A 12,805-nucleotide genomic window follows, 5' to 3' on the forward strand; every position below is an offset into this window, starting at 1 on the left:
CGCGCCCCTTCTGCAGCCTGCACCGGAGATACCTGCCATGGCCCAGCGCCGCATCGCCCAGCCTGCTGCCTTCGCTCCCGTCCTGGCGCTGCTGGCCTTCGCCGGTTGCGCGCCGATCGGCGCCGAAGCGCCACCCGCGCCCGCCGCGCTGCGCTTCGCCACCGCTCTGGAGGGGGCCGAGCAGTCGGTGGATGGCGCGATCCTGCGCATGGACGCCTTCGAGCGCATGGCGCTGCGCGAGGATGCCGCCATCGCCTTCGCGGCCGGCGGCAGGCGTTCCGGCGCCGCGCGCTTCAACACCGCCCCCGCCGGCGCCGCGGAGGCGGCCGGCCGGGTGCTGGAACCCGCCTTCGCCGCCCTCGGCGACTATGCCCATGCGCTGTCCCAGGCCGCGGCCGGGCAGCCCATCGAGCCGGAGCCGGGTCCGAGCGGCGAGACGCTGGCCCGCGCCGCCGCCGCGGGGCTGGAGACGGTGCGGGCCACCAGCGGCACGCCGGTGGCGGCGCCGGTGCGCGCCGCCGGCCTGGCCGGCATCGCCGCGCTGGCCGATCTGCCGGAGGTGCTCGCCGGGCGCGGCGGCAGCCCGGCCCCGGCCAGCCTGGTGGCGGAGGCGCAGCCGCATCTTGCCGCCGTCGCCGCCATGCTGCGCGCGGTGATCGGGCCGGAGCCCGGCCAGGGCACCAGGGGCGCGCTGCGCGCCCGGCGGGAGGGGCTGGATGCCAGCCAGGCGCGCTTCCTGGCCTCGATCCGCAATGATCGCCGGCTCGGCCCCGGCGAGCGCTACAGCATCTTCCGGGGCGCCGCGGAACTGCGCGACAGCGACCCCGCCCAGGGCAGCTTCGCCGGCCTGATCGACCTTCTGGCCGCCATGGAGCAGGCGCATGCCGCGCTCGGCGCCGAGGGGCCGGACGCGGCGGCGAAGGTCGCGGCTTTCGAGGCGGCGGTGGCACGGCTCGGTGCGCTGAGCGAGGCCAGCCGGCGGGGCTGAGCCGCGCCGCTCCCTGCCGCCCCCCCCTTGCCGCCGGGACGCCACCGCCCTATGCGGCCAGGACTCGCCGCAGCCCGCAGCCGGAGGCCCGCATGTCCGCCATCGTCGATATCATCGCCCGCGAGATCCTGGATAGCCGGGGCAACCCCACGATCGAGGCGGAGGTGCTGCTGGACAGCGGCGCCATGGGCCGCGCCGCGGTGCCCTCGGGCGCCTCGACCGGCGCGCATGAGGCGGTGGAGCTGCGCGACGGCGACAAGGCGCGCTTCGGCGGCAAGGGCGTGACCAGGGCCGTGGGCAATGTGGAGGGCGAGATCTTCGACGCCCTCTCCGGCCTGGACCCGACCGAGCAGGTGAAGATCGACGAGATCCTGATCGACCTCGACGGCACGCCGAACAAGGCGCGGCTCGGCGCCAATGCCATCCTGGCGGTGAGCCTGGCCACCGCCCGCGCCGCGGCGGAGGATCTGGGCCAGCCGCTCTACCGCTATGTCGGCGGCGTCTTTGCCCGCACCCTGCCGGTGCCGATGATGAACATCATCAATGGCGGCCAGCATGCCGACAACCCGATCGACATCCAGGAATTCATGGTGATGCCGGTGGCGGCCGGAACCATCGCCGATGCCGTGCGGATCGGTGCCGAGATCTTCGCGGCGCTCAAGAAGGCGCTGCGCGATGCCGGCCACAACACCAATGTCGGCGACGAGGGCGGCTTCGCGCCCAACCTGAAATCCGCCGACGAGGCACTGTCCTTCATTGCCCGGGCCTGCGAGGCGGCGGGGCACCGGGTCGGCGAGGATGTGGTCTTCGCCCTCGACTGCGCCGCCACCGAATTCTTCCATGACGGCAAATACGCGATGGAGGGCGAGGGCAAGACGCTGGATGCCGGCGGGATGGTGGACTACCTGGCGGCGCTCGCGGCGAAATGGCCGATTCTCTCCATCGAGGATGGCTGCGCCGAGGATGACTGGGCCGGCTGGAAGCTGCTGACCGAGCGGCTCGGCGGCAAGGTGCAACTGGTTGGCGACGACCTCTTCGTGACCAATCCCGAGCGTCTGGCCCGTGGCATCGAGCAGGGTGTCGGCAATGCGATCCTGGTGAAGGTGAACCAGATCGGCACCCTGACCGAGACGCTGGAGGCGGTGGAGATGGCGCATCGCGCCGGCTTCAAGGCGGTGATGAGCCACCGCAGCGGCGAGACCGAGGATTCGACCATCGCCGATCTGGCTGTCGCCACCAATTGCGGGCAGATCAAGACCGGCTCGCTCAGCCGCTCGGACCGGCTGGCGAAGTACAATCAGCTCATCCGCATCGAGCAGGGGCTGGGCCCGGCGGCGCGCTATGCCGGGCGGACCATCCTGCGGCGCTGAGCGGCTGCGCAATCCCCGCTTGCATGGCGGGGGGTGTAGCAGGCATTTTGTGGTTGGGGCACGCGCGGCTGGGGGGCTGTGGCGCATGGCGGTCGATCGGGAAAGCTGGGGCCGCGTGCTGAAGCGGCGGGTGCGGGATGCGCTGCCGCCGCTGGGCTTCATCGCCCTCTGCGGCTATTTCGCCTGGCATGCGGTGCATGGCGATTTCGGTCTGATCGCGCGCGACCGGCGGCTGGAGGAGATCGCCACCGCCAGGGCCATGCTGGTGCGCGCGGAGGCCGAGCGCGATGCCATGGAGCGGCGCGTGAACGGGTTGCGCGGTGACCGGATCGACCGCGACCAGTTGGACGAGCGGGCGCGGACCCTGCTGAACCTGGTCGGCAAGGACGAGGTCGTGATTCCCTATGAGGCGGGCCGGCGGCTCTACTGAGGCCGGCGCCACGCCCGAAGTCGCGGCAGGGTCGAATCCCGCCGCCCCAGGCGAAAGCTGCGCCTTTCCGCCACCGGGCTTCTGTTTTCTTGCGTGGCGATGCATCGGCACGTTCACCTGTGTCCCGGCATGAATGGCTTGGTTCAAGGCAGTTAACCGAAAATCGGTTAACTGCCTTATTGCATTGCACCATCAGGCTTTTTTCCGCTGCCGTTCGCTTGCAGAGTTGCAGGGTCGCGCGTAAGTCGGGACGGTCGGAGACGGATGGGGAGGGGCGGCAATGGCCCAGGCAGCAGCGGACACCGCCACCGGGAAACGCCGCGCGCGCGGCGCCAAGGAAGCGTCGATGACGCGCGAACAGTTGCAGCGGGCCTACCGCGACATGCTGCTGATCCGCCGCTTCGAGGAGAAGGCCGGCCAACTCTATGGCATGGGCCTGATCGGCGGCTTCTGCCACCTCTATATCGGCCAGGAAGCGGTGGTGGTGGGCATGCAGGCCTGCCTGGAGCCCGGCGACCAGGTCATCACCTCCTACCGCGACCACGGCCATATGCTCGCCACGGGCATGGAGGCGCGTGGCGTCATGGCGGAGCTGACCGGGCGCATCGGCGGCTACTCCAAGGGCAAGGGCGGCTCGATGCACATGTTCTCGCGGGAGAAGGGCTTCTTCGGCGGGCATGGCATCGTCGGCGCGCAGGTCTCGCTCGGCACCGGCCTGGCCTTCGCCAATTGGTACCGGGAGAACCGCAACGTCTCCCTGACCTATTTCGGCGAGGGCGCCTCCAACCAGGGCCAGGTCTATGAGAGCTTCAACCTGGCGGCGCTGATGAAGCTGCCCGTGGTCTACATTATCGAGAACAACAAATACGGCATGGGCACCAGCGTGGAGCGCGCCAGCGCCTCCAAGGATCTCTCGAAGAACGGTGCCCCCTGGGGCATCCCGGGCGAGCAGGTGAACGGCATGGATGTGCAGGCGGTGAAGGAGGCGGGCGAGCGCGCCGTCGCCCACTGCCGGGCCGGCCATGGCCCCTATCTGCTGGAGGTGGAAACCTACCGCTACCGCGGCCACTCCATGTCCGACCCGGCGAAATACCGCACGCGGGAGGAGGTGCAGCGCATGCGCGAGCAGTCCGACCCGATCGAGACCGCCCGCAAGGCGCTGCTGGAGCAGGGCATGGCCGAGGCCGACCTCAAGAAGATCGACGACGAGGTGAAGGGTATCGTGCAGGAGGCCGCCGATTTCGCCCAGGCCAGCCCGGAACCGCCGGAAAGCGAGCTCTGGACCGATATCCTGCTGCCCAGCGACGCTGCCGAAGGAGCGCGCTGATCATGGGTGTCCAGATCCTGATGCCGGCCCTCTCCCCCACCATGACGGAGGGCAAGCTCGCCCGCTGGCTGAAGCAGGAGGGCGACGAGGTGAAGGCCGGCGACGTCATCGCCGAGATCGAGACCGACAAGGCCACCATGGAGGTCGAGGCGGTCGATGAAGGCAAGCTGACCCGCATCCTGGTGCCCGAAGGCACCGAAGGCGTGGCGGTGAACAGCCCGATCGCCGAGCTGAATGGCGGCGGCGAGGCGGTGACGCCGAAGGCGCCGGGCCACGACACCAACATGCCGCAGCAGCCGGCCCCGCCCGCCGCCGCGGCACCCGGCCAGACCGGTCAGGTAGCAAAGCAGGCCGAGGACCATGCCGCGGTGGCCGCGCGCGGCACGGAGCGCCGGGAAGGCGCGGCCAAGGCCGGCGAGGCGCAGGCCGCGCCCGAGAAGGACTGGGGCCCGACCAAGCCGATCACGGTGCGGGAGGCGCTGCGCGACGCCATGGCGGCGGAGATGCGCGCCGACGACAAGGTTTTCCTGCTTGGCGAGGAGGTGGCGCAATATCAGGGCGCCTACAAGATCTCCCAGGGGCTGCTGGACGAGTTCGGCCCGAGGCGAGTGATCGACACGCCGATCACCGAGCACGGCTTCACCGGCATGGCGGTGGGCGCCGGCTTCACCGGGCTGAAGCCGATCGTCGAGTTCATGACCTTCAACTTCTCCATGCAGGCGATCGACCAGATCGTGAACAGCGCCGCCAAGACGCTCTACATGTCCGGCGGCCAGCTTGGCTGCCCGATCGTCTTCCGCGGCCCGAACGGCGCCGCGGCGCGCGTGGCGGCGCAGCACAGCCAGTGCTACGCGAGCTGGTATGCCCATGTGCCGGGGCTGAAGGTGCTGGCGCCCTGGTCCTCGGCAGACGCGAAGGGTTTGCTGCGGGCGGCGATCCGCGACCCCAATCCGGTGATCTTCCTCGAGAACGAGATCCTCTACGGCCACAGCTTCGAATGCCCGGTGGCGGAGGATTTCGTGCTGCCGATCGGCCGCGCCAAGATCGAGCGCGCGGGCAATGATGTCACCATCACCGCCTTCTCCATCGCCGTGACCTGGGCGATGCAGGCGGCCGAGGAACTGGCGAAGCAGGGGATCGAGGCGGAGGTCATCAACCTGCGCAGCATCCGCCCGCTGGATACCGAGACCATCGCCGCCTCCGTCCGCAAGACCAACCGGCTGGTGACGGTGGAGGAGGGCTGGCCCTTTGCCGGCATCGGCGCCGAGGTGGCCATGGGGGTGATCGAATCCGCCTTCGACTACCTGGATGCACCGCCGGTGCGGGTGGCCGGGCTCGATGTGCCGATGCCCTATGCCGCCAATCTGGAGAAGCTGGCGCTGCCATCGCCGGCCCAGATCGTCGATGCCGTCAAGCGCGTGACCTACAAGTAGGGGGAGGGGAGCATGGCGACCAACATCCTGATGCCGGCGCTCTCGCCCACCATGACGGAGGGCACGCTGGCGCGCTGGCTGAAGAAGGAAGGCGAGCAGGTCAAGGCCGGCGACATCATCGCCGAGATCGAGACCGACAAGGCCACCATGGAAGTGGAGGCCGTGGACGAGGGCGTGCTCGGCCGCATCCTGGTGGCCGATGGCACCCAGGGCGTGAAGGTGAACGACCCGATCGCGGTGCTGGTGGAAGCGGGCGAGGCGGTGCCGGATGCGGCCCCGGGCCCCGGTTCCGGCAATGGCAAGACCGAGCCGGCGCAATCGGCCAGCCAGGCCCCGGCGATGGAGGCCGTGGCGGCTTCCGGTGGCAAGGTGGCCGGCGCGGCGGAGCAGCCGGTGGCGATGCCGAAGCCGGGCGAGAAGGAATCGCTGAACCCGCAGCCCCTGCCGCCCAAGGGGGATGGCCATGCCGGGGGCGACCGCATCTTCGTCTCGCCGCTGGCGCGGCGCATGGCGCAGCAGGCGGGGCTCGACCTGGCGCGGCTGCGGGGCAGCGGGCCGGCCGGGCGGATCGTGAAATCGGATATCGAGGCGGCGCTGGCCAAGGGTCCGGTGGCGCAGCCCGCGGCGGCGCCTGCTGCCCAGCCGGCGGCCGCGCCCGCCGCCGCACCGAAGGCACCGGCGCCGGTGGTTGCCGCGCCGCATACTGCGGTGCCGAACAGCACCATCCGCAAGGTCATCGCCCGGCGCCTTTCGGAATCCAAGCAGACCATCCCGCATTTCTACGTCTCGATGGATTTCGAGCTGGATGCGGCCCTGAAGCTGCGGGCGGACCTCAATGCCAAGTCGCCGAAGGAGGGTCCGGGCGCCTTCAGGCTCTCGGTCAATGACCTGGTCATCAAGGCGGCGGCCGCGACGCTTCGGCGCTTCCCTGCGGTCAATGCGATGTGGACCGAGGAGGCGATCCTCCAGTTCAACGATGTCGATGTGTCGATCGCCGTCGCAACGCCGACCGGCCTCATCACGCCGATCATCCGCAAGGCCGACCAGAAGGGGCTTTCGACGATCAGCAACGAGATGAAGGACCTGGCGGCGCGGGCCAAGGCCAACAAGCTGAAGCCCGAGGAATTCCAGGGCGGCGGCTTCAGCATCTCCAATATGGGGATGTATGGCGTGCGGGAATTCTCGGCCATCATCAACCCGCCCCAGGCCGGCATCCTGGCGGTGGCGGCGGGCGAGCCGCGGCCGGTGGTGAAGGCGGGCGCCCTGGCCATCGCCACGGTGATGACCTGCACCCTCTCGGTCGATCACCGCGTCATCGATGGCGCGCTCGCGGCCGAGTTCATGCAGGCGCTGAAGGGCGTGATCGAGGATCCGCTGAGCCTGATGCTGTGACAGCGGCCGGATTGACGCTGCGCGATGCGGTGGCGGAGGACCTGCCGCTGGTGGTCCACTTCGTGGCCACGCTGGCCGAATACGAGAGGCTGGGCCATCTCGTGGTCGGGACGGAGGCCGATTTCGGCCGCCTGCTCTTTGGCACGCCGCGGCGCGCCGAGGCCCTGATCGCGGAATGGGATGCGGCGCCCATCGGCTTCGCGCTTTGGTATTTTGGCGTGAGCACCTTTGCCGCGCGGCCCACGCTGTATCTGGAAGATGTCTTCGTGGAGCCGGCCCGGCGCGGCAGGGGCATAGGCCGGGCGATCTTCGCCGAACTGGCGCGGCGCGCGGTGGCTGCGGGATGCGGTCGGATGGAGTGGTCCGTGCTCGACTGGAATGCGCCCTCCATCGCCTTCTACCGCTCGCTCGGCGCAAGGCCACGCGAGGGTTGGACGCTGCAACAACTGACCGGGCCTGCGCTCAATGCGTTGGCCGCCGCCCAGGGGAGGTGAGCCATGGCCGACGAACAGCAATTCGACCTGATCGTGCTGGGCGGCGGCCCCGGCGGCTATGTGGCGGCGATCCGCGCCGCGCAGCTCGGCATGAAGACCGCGGTGGTGGAGCGTGAGCATCTCGGCGGCATCTGCCTGAACTGGGGCTGCATCCCGACCAAGGCGCTGCTCCGTTCCAGCGAGATCAACCACCTGCTGCACACGCTGGATGCCTATGGCTTTGCCGCCGACAATATCCGCTTCGATATTGCCAAGGTGGTGAAGCGCTCCCGCGCCATCGCCGGGCAGCTCTCGGGCGGCGTGAAGCACCTGCTGCGGAAGAACAAGGTCACGGTGTTTGACGGGCACGGAAAGCTGGCCGGCAAGGGCAAGGTTTCCGTCGCCAAGGACGGCAAGCCGGTGGCGGAACTGGCCGCGAAGCACATTATCCTGGCCACCGGCGCCCGCGCCCGGGTGCTGCCGGGGATCGAGCCGGATGGCAAGCTGATCTGGACCTACCGCGAGGCGATGGTGCCGCCCGCCATGCCGAAGCGCCTGATCGTCATCGGCTCCGGCGCCATCGGCGCGGAATTCGCCAGCTTCTACCTCAACATGGGCGCCGAGGTGACGCTGATCGAGGTGCTGGACCGCATCCTGCCGGTGGAGGATGCGGAGATCGGCGCCTTCGTCCGCAAATCCTTCGAGAAGCAGGGGATGAAGATCCTGGTCGGCGCCAGGGTGCAGGGGCTGCGGAAGGGCGCCGACGAGGTCACCGCCGTGGTCGAGGCGAATGGCAAGGTGCAGGAGATCGTGGCGGACCGGGTGATCTCCGCGGTCGGCATCGTCGGCAATGTCGAGGATATCGGCCTGGAGGGCACGGGCGTGAAGGTGGATCGCACCCATGTCCTGATCGACGAGTGGTGCCGCACCGGGGAGCCCGGGGTCTATGCCATCGGCGACCTGGTCGGCCCGCCCTGGCTGGCGCACAAGGCCAGCCATGAGGGGGTGATCTGCGTCGAGAAGATCGCCGGGGTGGAGGGCGTGCATCCGCTCGATGCCGGCAATATCCCGGGCTGCACCTATTGCCGGCCGCAGGTGGCCAGCGTCGGCCTGACCGAGGCGGCGGCCAAGGAGGCCGGGCACGAGGTCCGGGTCGGCCGCTTTCCCTTCATCGGCAATGGCAAGGCCATCGCCATGGGCGAGCCGGAGGGAATGGTGAAGACTGTCTTCGATGCGAAGACGGGCGAGCTTCTGGGGGCCCATATGGCCGGGCCGGAAGTGACCGAGATGATCCAGGGCTATACCATCGCCCGCACCATGGAGACGACGGAGGTGGAACTCATGCACACCGTCTTCCCGCACCCCACCATCTCCGAGGCTATGCATGAGGCGGTGCTTGATGCCTATGGCCGAGTGATCCACATCTAGAGCAAACGCCCTTCGCGTGGAATCACGCGAATGGCGTAATTTGCTCGTTGAAACAAACAGCCAGGGCCTTTTCCGTGAGCCAATGCGAAGGGAAAAGGCCCTGGCGGCCGCGAGACAGGATTCGCAGCATGACCACCCGCATCCTGGTGGATCACCGGGCCGCTACGCCCCGCCATCCGGAAAAGGCCCACCGGCCGGACAACCCGATCCAACGGAAACCCGCCTGGATCCGCGTCAAGGCGCCGACCCACCCGGTCTACCACGAGACCCGGGCACTGATGCGCGACAACCGCCTGGTCACGGTCTGCGAGGAGGCCGCGTGCCCGAATATCGGCGAGTGCTGGTCGCAGCGCCACGCCACCATGATGATCATGGGCGATACCTGCACCCGGGCCTGCAGCTTCTGCAACGTGGCGACCGGCCTGCCCGGGGCGCTCGATGCCGATGAGCCGCGCCGCGTGGCCGAGGCGGTGGCCAAGCTCGGCCTCCGCCATGTGGTCGTCACCAGCGTGGACCGGGACGACCTGGCGGATGGCGGCGCGGCGCATTTCGCCGCCACCATCCGGGCACTGCGCGCCACCGCGCCCGAGACCACGATCGAGGTGCTGACCCCCGACTTCCTGCGCAAGGACGGTGCGCTGGAGGTGGTGGTGGAGGCCCGGCCGGACGTCTTCAACCACAACCTGGAGACGGTGCCGAAACTCTACCCCGCGATCCGGCCTGGCGCCCGCTACTACCATTCGCTCCGGCTGCTGGACCGGGTGAAGGCGCTCGACCCTTCCATCTTCACCAAATCCGGCCTGATGGTAGGGCTCGGCGAGCAGCGGATCGAGGTATTGCAGGTGATGGACGACCTGCGCTGCGCCGAGGTGGATTTCCTGACCATCGGCCAATACCTGCAACCCACGGTGAAGCACGCTGCAGTGGACCGTTTCGTGGAACCGGCGGAGTTCGAGGATTACGCCCGGATGGCCCGCGGCAAGGGCTTCCTGCTGGTCTCGGCGACCCCGCTGACGCGCAGCTCCTATCATGCCGACCGCGACTTCGCCGCGCTCAGGGCGGCGCGGGAGACGCAACTGGCAGTCACGCAACTGGCGGCCCCCGGGCCGCGTTCGGCCTAGCCTGATGCCAACCCATGCCGAGAAGCGCATCCTGCGCTACACGCCGGAACAGCTTTTCGACATGGTGGCCGATGTCCGCCGCTATCCCGAATTCCTGCCCTGGTGCGTCGCCGCCCGGGTTGTCTCGCATACCGAAACGGAACTGGTCGCGGATCTCACCATCGGCTTCAAGATGTTCCGGGAGACCTTCCGCAGCCAGGTGACGCTGGAGCGGCCGCAGCATGTGCATGTGCGCTACCTGAACGGTCCCTTTCGCTACCTCAACAACCACTGGCGCTTCACCCCGCATGCCCAGGGCACCGAGGTCAATTTCTTCGTGGATTTCGAGTTCCGCTCCCGCCTGCTCCAGGCGGTGATCGGCACCGTCTTCAATGAGGCGGTGCGGCTGATGGTCCGTGCCTTCGAGCGCCGGGCAATGCAGCTCTACGGCCGCCCGGCGGCGCCGGCCCAGGCCTCGGCCCCTTCCGCGACCTCGGCCTGAAAGGCTGGCGGCATGGGATATGTCCTCCATGGGGACCGCCGCTCCGGCTCCGCCGCGGTCGAGATGGTCCTGGCGGAGATCGGCGCCGCGGTGGAGCTTCGACCGGTGCCGCTCGATCGCGATGCGCAACTGGCCGCGGAGCACCGCCGGCTCAACCCGATGGGCCGGGTGCCGGTGCTGCTGCTGCCGGATGGCACGGTGGTGACGGAATCCCTGGCCATCCTGCTCGCGCTCTGCGACCGGCACCCGGAGGCGGGGCTGCTGCCGCCGGCCGGCGACCCCTCCCGGGCGGTAGCGCTGCGCTGGATGGCCCTGGCCGCCGGCGAGATCTATCCCTGCGTCACCCGTGCGGACTACCCGGAGCGCTTCAGCGCCGATCCCGCCCATGCCCCCGCCATCCGCACCCGCGCGGTGGAGATGGGACAGGAGATCTGGCGGATCATCGAGGAAAGCGCCGCGCCATCGCCCTTCCTGCTGGGCGCGCGCTTCTCGGTGGCCGACCCCTACCTCGCGGTCCTGTCCCGCTGGATGGGTGGCGAGGCCTGGATGCCCGCCCATTGCCCGCGGATCGAGGCCCTGGCCCGGGCAGTGGCGGCGCGGCCGGCCAGCGGGCCAGCCTGGCGCCGGCATTTCGCCGACCCGCCGGCGCCCTGACCTGGGCCGGGCGGCCAGCTACCGCGCCGGGCTGCTGCCGCAGCGGTTGTCGAGCCGGCCGCCATCGGCGATGCCCAGCACCACCACGATCTCCTCCGGCCGCGGCGCATCCGCCACCATCACGGTGATCGTATCGAAATGCGCGAAGGACCAGGGATCGTCCTTGTGGCCGAGCGGCAGGTCGAGCATCGCCCCCGCCGCCGCGAGTTTCACATTGGAGGGGATCACCGCCTGCCCGCCGCCGATCGCCGCCCGCATCGGCCGGCCGAGCATGGGGTGGATGCAGGCACCGCCATGCTCCATCTCGCCCGCGACGCCGACGATGGCGCCCTTGCCATAGGACACGGCGGGCCGGCCGCCCAGCAGCCGGACCAGCTCCGGCATCAGCCGTTCCCCGAGTTCGGCGCCAAGCCCGAAGAGCGGCGAAAGATCCGCCTCCCGCCGCCCGGCGAAGGGATTGGCGATCACCGCCAGCGCCACGGCGCGCTGCACCGGCGTGGCGGCCGCCTGGCCCATTTCCCCCAGCACCTGCTCGCGCAGCGTCACGATCTTGCGGATGGAAAGCATGGTCCCCTCCCTTGGCAGGCGATCAGAAATGCACGGCTTCCGGCGCGAAGAAGCCGAGGCCGGTCAGCACCAGCCCGCCAAGCCCCACCACTACCGCGCCCGCCGCCAGCGCCGGCACCGCCGTGACGATGGAGGCGGAGGCCAGCACGATCGCTACCTGGAAGGCGGCGGAGCCGTATTCGTAGTGGTGATAGGCCGCGAAGGACAGGTCCCGCTTCGCCTCCGCGGCGCGGGCGCGGGCCGATAATTCGCGGCGGCCCTCGCCGGTCTCGGGCTCGCTCTCCCAGCGCTGGGCGGTCGCCCGCCAGGCCTGCTGCTGCTGCTCGATGGCGGTGCGGAGCGTGGCGTCGGTGGCGGCCTGGCGGGCCAGGTCCGCTTCCTCGGCGGCGGTGCGGACGGTGGTCTGGCGGATGCTGCGGGCCTGGAAGAAGGCCCAGAGATTGGCGGCCTCGATATTGCGGGAGATCGCCTCGGTCTGGGCGCTTTTCGCGCCCGTCTCGGCCAGGGCCAGGAACAGCGCCAGGATGGCGATCAGCAGCGCGATGCGCTTGTCGCCATTGTGGTCCAGATGGGCATGCCCGGCCATTCCTCTCCCCCGATGCTGCAATCCCAGGGAGAGATGCCAGAGCGCGCCGCGATTCGCACCCCCGATGCTCGCGGGGGTGCGCCGCTTGCCGGTCAGGCCGCCTGGCGGGCCGGGCCTTCGGCCATGGCCCTGGCGCGCACCGATCTCAGCACCTGCTCCGCCTCGTCGGCATAGGCGGTGCTGGTCTCGGCGATGAAGCGCATCTGCAATTCCATCGCCTCCTGCAGGTCGGAGCAGCGCCGGAGCCCCTCCATCAGGGAGATCTGCGCCTGCCACCGCCTGGTCCCGAAGCCGACCAGCTCCTCGGCCAGCATCAAGGTCACGTCGGAGACCTGCCGCTGGGTCACGAAGAACTGCTCGGCCAGGGCGACGTCGGAGCCGGATGAGCCGCTGACGGGCTGCGCCGCCTGGCCGGGCCGAAAGCCCGGCAGGGTGGATACGATCTTGCTCACTAACTTTCCTCCCGAACTGTGCTGCTTCCGGAAGCCGGCGGTCGGCCGCGATGCGCGGCAGGGGAAATCGCCGGCGGCCGGCAGTGTGGGGAGCCGGGCCAGC

14 protein-coding genes are annotated in these 12,805 nt (G+C 69.7%); 11 read left to right on the top strand and 3 right to left on the bottom strand.

The genetic code is table 11. The annotated features are described in order from the left end of the window. Window positions 1-37 precede the first annotated feature (37 nt). The 11 genes from KSF81_RS14685 (at window position 38) to KSF81_RS14735 (ending at window position 11,097) form a co-directional block, all read left to right on the top strand. A complete protein-coding gene (locus tag KSF81_RS14685; protein WP_217379629.1) occupies window positions 38-988 on the top strand; it encodes a hypothetical protein in 951 nt (316 codons plus the stop codon). 92 nt (window positions 989-1,080) lie between these two features. Then, complete coding sequence (eno, locus tag KSF81_RS14690; RefSeq protein WP_217379630.1) at window positions 1,081-2,358, top strand: phosphopyruvate hydratase; 1,278 nt, start codon at window positions 1,081-1,083, stop codon at window positions 2,356-2,358. Between the two features lie 85 nt (window positions 2,359-2,443). Beyond that, on the top strand, window positions 2,444-2,788 hold the full coding sequence (locus KSF81_RS14695; RefSeq protein ID WP_217379631.1) for a septum formation initiator family protein: 345 nt from the start codon (window positions 2,444-2,446) through the stop codon (window positions 2,786-2,788). Between the two features lie 346 nt (window positions 2,789-3,134). Further along, window positions 3,135-4,115, top strand: coding sequence for a pyruvate dehydrogenase (acetyl-transferring) E1 component subunit alpha (gene pdhA, locus KSF81_RS14700; protein ID WP_217379632.1), 981 nt, complete (start codon window positions 3,135-3,137; stop codon window positions 4,113-4,115). 2 nt (window positions 4,116-4,117) lie between these two features. Next, window positions 4,118-5,548, top strand: a complete 1,431-nt coding sequence (locus KSF81_RS14705; RefSeq protein WP_217379633.1) for a pyruvate dehydrogenase complex E1 component subunit beta — start codon at window positions 4,118-4,120, stop codon at window positions 5,546-5,548. A 12-nt stretch (window positions 5,549-5,560) separates the two neighbouring features. Next, a complete protein-coding gene (locus KSF81_RS14710; RefSeq protein ID WP_217379634.1) occupies window positions 5,561-6,940 on the top strand; it encodes a pyruvate dehydrogenase complex dihydrolipoamide acetyltransferase in 1,380 nt (459 codons plus the stop codon). Continuing rightward, entirely contained in the window at window positions 6,937-7,434 is a 498-nt protein-coding gene (locus KSF81_RS14715; protein WP_309139564.1) for a GNAT family N-acetyltransferase, read from the top strand. Before KSF81_RS14710 ends, KSF81_RS14715 begins: the two co-directional genes overlap by 4 nt. Window positions 7,435-7,437: 3 nt before the next feature. Then, the gene (gene lpdA, locus KSF81_RS14720) at window positions 7,438-8,841 is read left to right on the top strand and encodes a dihydrolipoyl dehydrogenase (RefSeq protein WP_217379635.1); all 1,404 of its coding nucleotides are present in this window, start codon (window positions 7,438-7,440) and stop codon (window positions 8,839-8,841) included. Window positions 8,842-8,969: 128 nt separating this feature from the next. Then, the gene (gene lipA, locus KSF81_RS14725; RefSeq protein ID WP_217379636.1) at window positions 8,970-9,962 is read left to right on the top strand and encodes a lipoyl synthase; all 993 of its coding nucleotides are present in this window, start codon (window positions 8,970-8,972) and stop codon (window positions 9,960-9,962) included. A gap of 4 nt (window positions 9,963-9,966) precedes the next feature. After that, entirely contained in the window at window positions 9,967-10,443 is a 477-nt protein-coding gene (locus KSF81_RS14730) for a type II toxin-antitoxin system RatA family toxin (RefSeq protein WP_217379637.1), read from the top strand. 12 nt (window positions 10,444-10,455) lie between these two features. Next, window positions 10,456-11,097, top strand: coding sequence for a glutathione S-transferase family protein (locus KSF81_RS14735; protein ID WP_217379638.1), 642 nt, complete (start codon window positions 10,456-10,458; stop codon window positions 11,095-11,097). 18 nt (window positions 11,098-11,115) lie between these two features. On the opposite strand, the gene KSF81_RS14740 is transcribed toward KSF81_RS14735, so the two are convergent. The 3 genes from KSF81_RS14740 to KSF81_RS14750 all read right to left on the bottom strand — a co-directional run bounded on the left by KSF81_RS14740 (window position 11,116) and on the right by KSF81_RS14750 (window position 12,702). Further along, window positions 11,116-11,664, bottom strand: coding sequence for an amino acid synthesis family protein (locus KSF81_RS14740; protein ID WP_217379639.1), 549 nt, complete (start codon window positions 11,662-11,664; stop codon window positions 11,116-11,118). Window positions 11,665-11,686: 22 nt separating this feature from the next. Further along, the gene (locus KSF81_RS14745; protein WP_217379640.1) at window positions 11,687-12,250 is read right to left on the bottom strand and encodes a DUF4337 family protein; all 564 of its coding nucleotides are present in this window, start codon (window positions 12,248-12,250) and stop codon (window positions 11,687-11,689) included. 92 nt (window positions 12,251-12,342) lie between these two features. After that, entirely contained in the window at window positions 12,343-12,702 is a 360-nt protein-coding gene (locus KSF81_RS14750) for a hypothetical protein (protein WP_217379641.1), read from the bottom strand. Between the last annotated feature and the right edge of the window lie 103 nt (window positions 12,703-12,805).

It is taken from the genome of Siccirubricoccus sp. G192 (assembly GCF_019084075.1).
In the GTDB taxonomy this organism is placed as follows: domain Bacteria; phylum Pseudomonadota; class Alphaproteobacteria; order Acetobacterales; family Acetobacteraceae; genus G192.